General features: G+C 56.7%; 7 protein-coding genes. 4 read left to right on the top strand and 3 right to left on the bottom strand.

The annotated features are described in order from the left end of the window. From M0974_RS03225 to M0974_RS03215, 3 genes are all read right to left on the bottom strand, one after another. Positions 1-871 (bottom strand): dihydroxy-acid dehydratase (locus M0974_RS03225; RefSeq protein ID WP_297832704.1); only part of this gene is annotated, 871 nt, incomplete at its 3' end. Positions 872-943: 72 nt separating this feature from the next. After that, a complete protein-coding gene (locus M0974_RS03220; protein ID WP_297832702.1) occupies positions 944-2,350 on the bottom strand; it encodes an MFS transporter in 1,407 nt (468 codons plus the stop codon). Positions 2,351-2,408: 58 nt separating this feature from the next. Continuing rightward, a complete protein-coding gene (locus M0974_RS03215; RefSeq protein ID WP_297832699.1) occupies positions 2,409-3,590 on the bottom strand; it encodes a fumarylacetoacetate hydrolase family protein in 1,182 nt (393 codons plus the stop codon). A gap of 114 nt (positions 3,591-3,704) precedes the next feature. Here M0974_RS03215 and M0974_RS03210 point away from each other — a divergent pair, with 114 nt between their 5' ends. The 4 genes from M0974_RS03210 to M0974_RS03195 form a co-directional block, all read left to right on the top strand. Beyond that, positions 3,705-4,655: a LysR family transcriptional regulator gene (locus M0974_RS03210; protein ID WP_297832696.1), complete on the top strand. Its 951-nt coding sequence runs from the start codon at positions 3,705-3,707 to the stop codon at positions 4,653-4,655. A gap of 214 nt (positions 4,656-4,869) precedes the next feature. Further along, entirely contained in the window at positions 4,870-6,219 is a 1,350-nt protein-coding gene (locus tag M0974_RS03205) for an MFS transporter (protein ID WP_297832693.1), read from the top strand. Positions 6,220-6,819: 600 nt separating this feature from the next. Continuing rightward, positions 6,820-7,266, top strand: a complete 447-nt coding sequence (locus tag M0974_RS03200) for a MarR family transcriptional regulator (protein WP_297832690.1) — start codon at positions 6,820-6,822, stop codon at positions 7,264-7,266. Positions 7,267-7,355: 89 nt separating this feature from the next. After that, the coding region (locus tag M0974_RS03195) for a LacI family DNA-binding transcriptional regulator (protein WP_297832687.1) at positions 7,356-7,789 on the top strand (434 nt) is incomplete at its 3' end.

Genomic DNA, 7,789 nt, shown 5'->3' with positions numbered 1-7,789 from the left:
TATGGCGAGCGATAGCGATGAGGTGCGGCGGACAGTTGCTCGAAGCCCCTAGCGCCGACGCGACGGCAATGGCGTTTTCGAACGCATCCCGCGTCATGATCTGCGACGGCCGCACATCTTCACGTACCAAGTCGCAGATGCGCTTGCCGGTGGCGTAGGCCATCTGCCCGCGCTCGCGATAGGGCGCAGGGATACTGGCGCAACCGGGTAATGACATGCCCAGCGCTTCGGCCAGCGCGTTCATCGACAGCGCCGTACCCATGGTGTTGCAGTGCCCGACCGACGGCGATGCGGCCGTGGTCATTTCCATGAAGCCTTCGTAGTTTATTTCACCGGCGGCCATCAAATTTCGGGCATGCCAGAGCACCGTGCCGGACCCGATAAGCTGCCCTTTGTAGTGGCCGTCAAGCATCGGTCCGCCGGACAGGACGATAGCCGGTAAGTCCGTCGTGGCAGCGGCCATCAAGCACGCTGGCGTCGTCTTGTCGCAACCGGTGGTGAGGACAACCCCGTCCAGAGGGTAGCCGTGGAGGATTTCTACCAGCCCCAGATAGGCCAGGTTGCGATCAAGTGCCGCCGTGGGCCGACGCGACTGCTCTGCAATCGGATGCACTGGAAACTCCATCGGAATCCCGCCAGCATCTCGAATGCCGGCCTTCACCCGTTGCGCAAGCTCGATGTGATGACGGTTGCAGGGCGTCAGGTCGCTGCCGGTCTGTGCAATACCTATGATCGGGCGCCCCGACTGCAGTTCTTCGCGGGTGAGCCCGTAGTTCATGTAGCGCTCAACATACAGCGCGGTCATGTCTGCATGATCGGGATCATCGAACCATTGTTGGCTGCGTAAAGGACGTTTAGGTGTCTCACTCATGATCCGTTTCTCTCTTATATTTGATTGAATCAGCGGCACTGGCCGTGCGGTGGCAGCCCTATGCTAATAGTCTCAAGCCGGAGCGCCAGCCTGTTGATGCAAACGACGTTCGTCGTCGCTGAGCACCGCACCACTGCCGATGGCATCTGTTAGATCGGTCAGGCTGCGACCACGGGTTTCGATGGACAACAGTGTGCCGACCAAGGTCAATATCGCCAACACCATGGTGTAAGCAGCCAAGACCCAGAACGCGCCGCCCGCGATGCCCACCAGAAAAATACCCAGAATCGGAGCCAGGCCGCCCGATAGCATCGCCCCCACTTCCCGGGACAAGGCGACCCCCGAATACCGATAGCGATTGCCGAACAGCTCCGTGAAATGCGCACACTGTGCGCCGAGCATGCTGTTAGCACCGAGGGCGAAACCGCCGATGACGGCGATGGACACCAGCAATGGACTGCCGGTGTCGATCATCCACCATGCGGGATAAGCCCAGAGTGCAGTGAAAATTGCTCCACCGCGGTATACCGCCAGGCGCCCTACCCGGTCGGACAATGCGCCGAACAGCGGTGTGGTAAAGACGCTTGCGATACTCGCCAGCAGTACCGCATTGGTGCCGATGGTACTGAAGTTAGCGTTGCTGTCTGCCCCCTGCTTCATCGCAAAACCGGTGAGAAAAGCAATGGCTACCGTGGTGTACAACGTCGAGCAACCTGTTTCGGCCATGCGCATCAGGCTCGTGGCCAGGAGTGGCCGGCGAGCGCCCCGCAACACCGCGCGCATCGGCGACTGGATGACATTCTTCGACTCTGCCAACTCCTTGAACACCGGGCTTTCCTTAAGCTTCAGGCGGATCCAGATCGCCATGACGATCAGCACGATGCTGGAGAGAAATGGCAAACGCCAGCCCCAGGCGAGAATTTCTTCCTGAGTCAGCAGCGCCTGCATGACGCGAAAGGTAATGGTCGCGAGCGCGAGACCGGTAAACACGCCTATGAACGGCAGCGCGGAATAGAACCCTCGACGCTTGGGTGGGGCCAGCTCGGCCATCAAAGTGGCAGCGCCTGTTTGTTCGGCTCCAGCACCGAAGCCTTGCAGCAGGCGTAGTAAAACCAGCAACACCGCCCCTACGCTGCCCGTTGGCAACAAACCGATTAGCGTGGTCGCCAGGCCCATCAGGCCAATGGTCAGAAGCAATACCAACTTGCGCCCTTTGCGGTCGCCCAGTGAGCCAAAGAACAAACCGCCAAATGGTCGGGCGAGAAACCCTGCGCCATAGGTCGCAAAGCTGGCAAGCAGCGCACCTGTGGTTCCCAAGGAAGGGAAGAAAATATGGCCAAACACCAGTGCTGAGGCCAGTCCGTAAATCGCGAAATCGTAGTACTCAAGGGCACTGCCGACAGCGCCAGTGAAAATTGCTCGTCGCAACTGTTTAGCATCGGGCGCGATCGTTCCTGATTCGCTGGCATCAGTATTCATGGTGGGCCTCGCTATTATTTTTATAGTGCTGTCAGTGTCAGGCGTTGCCGAGAAACCATCAGCGAGATAACAGGCCTCGTGCTGAGAGATTGCGAAACAGGGCACTGACGCCGAAGGTCCAATGAGGGGCATCGCCGCTGTGAGTGACCTCGTTATGCAGACTGCCAAGCAGCGCACTGCTGATACTGACCAGGTCGCCCAACTTGTGGGTGAACCCGCCCCCCACATGGTCCCGATCTTCTGTGGGGGCGAACAAGGTCCCTAGAAAGAGCACGAATCCGTCCGGGTATTGATGATTGGCGTTGAGGGTCTGACTGGCGAGATCCTCAGGATCGCGGCTTATCTGATCCATAGAACTGGACCCGCGCATCACGTAGCCATCCTTGCCTCGAACCTCAAGGTCCACGACGCAACGGCGCACATCGTCCAGGGAGAAGGTCTCGTCAAATAGACGGATAAACGGCCCGAGTGAACAGGACGCGTTGTTGTCTTTCGCCTTGCTCAAGAGCAGCGCACTACGGCCCTCAAAGTCACGCAAATTAACATCGTTGCCTAAGGTCGCACCCTGGATCTCGCCGCGGCTGTTTACCGCCAATACCACTTCGGGCTCAGGATTGTTCCACTGTGATTTAGGGTGAATACCGATTTCGCAGCCGCTGCCGACCGCAGACAGGACCGGCGCCTTGGTGAATATTTCGGCGTCAGGACCAATTCCCACTTCCAGATACTGCGACCACATGCCTTGCTCGATCAGCAACGTTTTAAGGCGAGAGGCTTGCTCAGAACCAGGCTTGATGGTGCGTAGGTTATCGCCAATGGCACTGAGCACGACAGCACGAACCGCCTCGGCCTTCCCCGCGTCGCCGCCAGCCTGTTCCTCAATCACCCGCTCGATCATGCTGGCGGCAAACGTTACACCGGCCGCTTTAATCACGTGCAAATCAACGGGTGCCAGCAGGTACGGCTTTGAAATATCGGGAGTGGTGCCGGAGTTCGCCAAGAACTGTTCGACACTGGCGATGAGCTTTCCCGGAGTTTCACGAACGGCTTGCAGGGGCGCCGACAGTTCGAGAAGGTCCGAAATCGTTGCGAAACGCTCGGACAAGTCAAACACGCCCTCAGCGCGAATCACCACGGGTGAAGGGCCAGACATTTGACCAGGGACCCAGGCGCGGCCAATCAAAGTTCCAGCCACGCCATCAGCCGGGAGGGTGTTCGCTGGGGAGAGTGTTATCGACATTTTTATAGACTTCCTGATCTGCGAGGCCTTCACGCTAGAGGTGACCAGCGATAAACTCCAATGACAAATACTCAACAACTGATAACGTGCCGTTATCGGACTCAGGGGAATCTTATGTCTGACTTGTCGTTTTCCAGCTTCTGCGGGTGGCTCAAGTTCAGACACTTGACGTTGATCGACACCTTAGGTCGCACGCGTAACATGCACCTTGCCGCTGAACAGATGAACCTGAGCCAACCTGCGATCAGCAAAATGCTGAAAGAGCTGGAGAGCCTGCTTGGCTTTGCGGTCTTTGAACGCCTACCCCGCAGCATGCCGCCCACAGCGTTAGGCGAACATGTGCTGCGCTACGCAAAGATTGCGCTGAGCGACGCGAGCATCTTTGTGGAACAGATCATTAGCCTGCGCGAAGGTGGTCACGGGTACCTCAAGGTCGGCGGTATCTTTGCCGCAACAGCCGTCGCGTTACCGACCGCCATTGTTCAAATCAAACAACACTGGCCTCTGCTCTCCATTGAAGTTGTGGAGCAAACCAGCGATCACTTGATGGAAATGCTCGAAGAAAAGAAGCTTGATCTGGCCGTCGCACGCTTCACCAACGAAACCCAACAACATCGCTACGACTTTCAGGCCCTTGCGCCCGAGCCTTTCACCATTGTGGTCAACAGTCGGCACCCGCTGTGCGATACCGGGTCCACGACCCTGGAGCAGCTTGGCGAGTGGCCATGGATTTTGTTTCCGGTCGGTACACCGATACGCGGGCGCATGGAGTTGGCCTTTGCAAAGGCCGGAATTCCTACACCCAAGAACACCATCGACACGATTTCCATGCAGACATTCTTACAGGTACTGCAAACCGGCCCGATGATCGCGATGCTGCCGGAGTCCATGGTTCGACCGCACATCGACAGCGGACTGCTCAGACCTTTGGAGACACCGCTGTACTTGGCACCTCAGGACTACGGCATCCTCACGCGCAAAGGGGAACAACTGTCTGGAGCTGCTTTGGAGTTCGCCGGATTGTTGCTGGAAAACGCCAGGCTGGAGCGGAAAACAACGACCTGATCGCCAAACGGCTTTTTATAAAATCGATAACCATACGTTATCGATTAATCCAAAAATGCCATTGGGAAAGAATCAGTCTGCCACCTAAAGTACTCGCCAGTGTATTGACTGGGGGACGTTGGCTGTCGCCGGTTCCTACGCCCGGTTTGTTACCAGCCAGAATCACCACCCATAAAAATAATCGGGCGTGCTCACATGCCCAGGAGACGCTCCCATGGATACCCTATCCAGCCCTTTGCCCACGCAAAGTGATACGGCCATCATCAGCGCTGAAGATCGGACCTATAGAAAAGTCATCCTACGCATTCTTCCCGTATTACTGCTGTGCTACATGGCGGCTTACCTGGACAGGGTTAACATCGGCTTCGCCAAGCTGGACATGCTCAACGACCTCCAGTTCAGCAATACCGTTTACGCCCTTGGCGCCAGCATCTTCTTCTGGGGATATTTTCTGTTCGAGGTGCCCAGCAACCTGTTAATGCACCGATTCGGCGCCAGGTTCTGGATTGCCCGAATCATGTGGAGCTGGGCGCTAGTATCAGTCGCGGTCGCTTTCACTGTGCCACTGGCGAAGTTCTTCCATCTGGAGTCCAGCACCATGTTTTATGTGCTGCGGTTCTTGCTGGGCATCTGCGAAGCGGGCTTTTTTCCTGGTGTCATTCTTTACCTCAACTACTGGTTCCCTACGCATCGCCAGAGCCGGGTCATGTCCGGCTTTCTGATGGCGATGCCTATCAGCTTGACCTTGGGCGGCGTGCTCTCAGGTTGGTTGATGAACAGTATGCAAGGCGTGCACGGCATGGCGGGCTGGCAATGGATGCTGATCATTGAAGGTATCCCTTCATTGATTATGGGAGCAGTGGTGCTGTGCTGCCTGGCGGACAACATCGACTCCGCTAAATGGTTGTCGGCAAGTGAAAAGACGATGCTCAAAGCTAACTTGCAAACTGACAATACCGGTAAAGCCTCAAGCCTAAGGGACGTCTTCTTAAACCCACGGGTGTGGTTGCTGGTGTTGATTTTGTTGACCTTCAACACCGGGTTTTATGGGTTGGCATTCTGGATGCCGTCCATCATCAAGAGCGCAGGTATTTCTAACAGCCTGCACATTGGTTTGCTGACCGCCATCCCCTACACGGTCGCTGTTATTGCCATGACACTCAACGCTCGTCACTCCAACCGCACCGGTGAGCGTCGTATGCACGCGGCGATTCCAGCCTTTATAGGCGGCGTCGGTTTGATATTGAGTGCGTACTTTGCAGCGAACCTCACGTTGTCGGTTCTATTCCTGAGCGTAGCCGCGTCAGGGATCTTGAGCTTGATGCCAATATTCTGGACGCTACCGGGTACGGTGCTATCGGGTGTGGCTGCTGCCGCAGGAATTGGCATGATCAACGCAATTGGTAACCTGTCCGGCTTTACCGGTTCGATGATTACCGCTGTGGCAGAGAACTTGACGGGAAACATCAACAACGGGACCTACGTATTGGCGGTGTGCCTGTTGGTGAGTGGCGGATTGATCCTGACGATTCCCAAATCAATGCTTGGAAAGTCGGCTGAGTAAAGCAGGACGTATACGGCGCAGCGCAGGGCCCCAGTCAAACCAAGATCCGGTGGGAGCGAACTTGTTCGCGAAGGCAACAACTCGGCGGATCAGACAAACCGCGCCGCCTGCTTCCCGAACAAGTTCGGTCCCACAGGGTTCTTGGCACGGCGCTGGACTTGAGCAATTCAGAGATCCGGTGGGAGCGAACTTGTTCGCGAAGGCAACAACTCGGCTGATCAGACAAACCGCGCCACCTGCTTCCCGAACAAGTTCGGTCCCACAGGGTTCTTGGCACGGCGCAGAAGTTGGGCAATTCAGAGATCCGGTGGAAGCGAGCTTGCTCGCGAAGGCCACACCTCGGTCTGTCTGATGTACTGCGCCGCCTGCTTCCCGAACAAGTCCGGTCCCACAGGGTTCTTGGCATGACACTGGACTTGAGCAATTCAGAGATCCGGTGGGAGCGAGCTTGTTCGCGAAGGCCACGCCTCGGTCTGTCTGATGTACTGCGCCACCTGCTTCCCGAACAAGTTCGGTCCCACGGTTTTCTCTTGAAGAGAACTTGTCATCACTAAACCAAAAGAATAAATTATTAGCAACGCAACAGTTGTAGAACCAACAATGAACTCCCGTGCCGCGCTTGAGCAAGCTTTCTCGATTAGCATTACCCCCTTGCAACAAGCGTGGCGCGTTGCCGCAAATGCGGCGATACCCACTGAGCTGGGGCTTTCATTGGCACTGTCCTGGCCGCTTGTGGTGATTTTTAACGAAGGTGGTCGTATTCGCCAGCAAGACCTCGTTAGCAAACTCGGGTTGGAAAAATCGACCTTGGCACGCACTGTCGAGCAGTTGGTCGCCGCGGCACTCATTAAGCGAGTGGCCGACCACGATAATCGTCGCTCGAACATTCTTGAACTCACACCCGAAGGCAATCGACTGGGCGCCCAACTCGAACCGATCGTCCGCCAGTTCCGCGCAAGCGCCCTTTCCGATGTAAGCGACGATGAGCTTAAAACCTGTTTAAGCGTTTTCGCGCGTCTGAGCGCAACGCTTGAGATCGAGCGATAGCGCTCACCTCTTGGGCAGTATCCAGTTTTCTCAACATCCACGTTGCGTACGGAAGGTCTGTTTTGGACAGCGAGAATCAGAAGAAGCGCATGGCACATGTGGCCGATCTGGCGGGCGTCAGCCTGAGCACCGTAGACCGGGTGCTTAATGAACGCGGAAGCGTCTCGGACCTCAAGCGGCGCAAAGTACTAGACGCCGCGAGAGCCTTGGGGCTAAAACGACTGCTCCCCTCGCCAGTGCATGGGCTGTTGCGCTTCGACCTACTCATGGTCGAGAGCGCTACCGATCATTTCCGCCGCCTGGCCACTGCGTTTTCTCGTCAGGCCCAGATGCTCCGGTCGCGCCTGGTGCTGCAACGTCAGACGTGGCACGAACGTAACCCGGAGCAATTGCTCGAGTTCATCAGCAAGCCCCGAACCGCTCGACATGGACTAATCGTAGTCGCTCACGACACACCTGCTATCCGTGCGGCGCTGCAAGCGCAAATCACCCAAGGAGTACCGGTGGTGCTGCTGACCAGCAG

This window comes from Pseudomonas sp. (assembly GCF_026224925.1).
In the GTDB taxonomy this organism is placed as follows: domain Bacteria; phylum Pseudomonadota; class Gammaproteobacteria; order Pseudomonadales; family Pseudomonadaceae; genus Aquipseudomonas.
The sequence above is the reverse complement of the archived record's forward strand: the minus strand, read 5'-3'. Positions and strand labels throughout refer to the sequence as shown.

What these genes read in the sequence shown, in the direction of transcription:
- M0974_RS03220 (WP_297832702.1), bottom strand. Translation starts at nt 2,350, where the DNA reads ATGAATACTGATGCCAGCGAATCAGGAACGATCGCGCCCGATGCTAAA.
- M0974_RS03215 (WP_297832699.1), bottom strand. Translation starts at nt 3,590, where the DNA reads ATGTCGATAACACTCTCCCCAGCGAACACCCTCCCGGCTGATGGCGTG.
- M0974_RS03210 (WP_297832696.1), top strand. Translation starts at nt 3,705, where the DNA reads ATGTCTGACTTGTCGTTTTCCAGCTTCTGCGGGTGGCTCAAGTTCAGA.
- M0974_RS03205 (WP_297832693.1), top strand. Translation starts at nt 4,870, where the DNA reads ATGGATACCCTATCCAGCCCTTTGCCCACGCAAAGTGATACGGCCATC.
- M0974_RS03200 (WP_297832690.1), top strand. Translation starts at nt 6,820, where the DNA reads ATGAACTCCCGTGCCGCGCTTGAGCAAGCTTTCTCGATTAGCATTACC.